Origin of the sequence: Kitasatospora sp. NPDC007106 (assembly GCF_040634455.1) — a bacterium.
GTDB classification, from domain to species: Bacteria; Actinomycetota; Actinomycetes; order Streptomycetales; family Streptomycetaceae; genus Kitasatospora; species Kitasatospora arboriphila.
Window position 1 is genome coordinate 1 of record NZ_JBEYFP010001457.1, and the last position, 1,041, is coordinate 1,041.

At 76.5% G+C, this 1,041-nt stretch carries 1 protein-coding gene; it reads left to right on the forward strand.

Annotation, left to right across the window (positions count from 1 at the left end):
- Positions 1-943, forward strand: a 943-nt coding sequence (locus tag ABZ641_RS39255; RefSeq protein ID WP_359989532.1) for an ATP-binding SpoIIE family protein phosphatase, incomplete at its 5' end; no start/stop codon positions are given.
- Positions 944-1,041 lie beyond the last annotated feature (98 nt).

Genomic DNA, 1,041 nt, shown 5'->3' on the forward strand with positions numbered 1-1,041 from the left:
CGGTGACGTCATCGGCCACGGACTGCACGCCGCCGCCACGATGGGCAGGCTGCGCACCGCCGTCCAGACCCTCGCCGACCTCGAACTGCCGCCCGACGAACTGCTCACCCGCCTCGACGAACTGGTCGCCCGGCTCGCCGCCGAGGCCGACCCGGCGCACCGCGACACCATCGGCGCGACCTGCCTCTTCGCGCTCTACGACCCCGTCGGCCGGCAGTGCACCCTGGCCAGCGCGGGCCACCCGCCCCCGGTCGTCGTCGACCCGGACGGCACCGCCCGCCCGCTGCCGGTCCGGCCCGGCCCGCTGCTCGGCGTCGGCGGCCTGCCGTTCGAGACCACCACCGTCGAGCTGCCCCCCGGCTCGCTGCTCGCCCTCTACACCGACGGCCTGCTCGTCCGGCAGGGCGGTGACCTCGACACCGCCGTCCACACCCTCGCCGACCGGCTCGCCGCGCTCGCCGCCACCGGCGGCAGCCTCGCCGCGATCGGCCGCGAACTGACCACCGGCCCCGCCGCACCGGTCTCCGACGACACCGCCCTGCTGCTCGCCCGCACCCGCGCACTCGGCACCGACGCCGTCGCCGAGTGGCAGTTCCCCGCGGACCCGACCAGCGTCGCCGAGGCCCGCGCCGTCGTCGCCGCCCGCCTCGACGACTGGGGGCTCGACCACCTCGCCTTCACCACCGAACTGATCGTCAGCGAGCTGGTCACCAACGCCGTCCGATACGCGGGCGGGCCGGTCGGCCTGCGGCTGATCCACGACACCCTCCTGATCTGCGAGGTCAGCGACCCGAGCAACACCCAGCCCCGGCTGCGCCGCGCCCGCACCACGGACGAGGGCGGCCGCGGCCTGTTCCTGGTCGCCCAGCTCAGCCACCGCTGGGGCAGCCGCTACGGGCCGTCCGGCAAGACCATCTGGTCCGAGCAGCAGCTGGAGGAGTGAACGGGCGCCGGGACGGCGGCCGTGTCCGCCAGGGACACGGCGCACCGCAAGGGGCGCGGGGGACGGCGGAGCCCCCTGCACCGCAAGGGGTGCAGGGG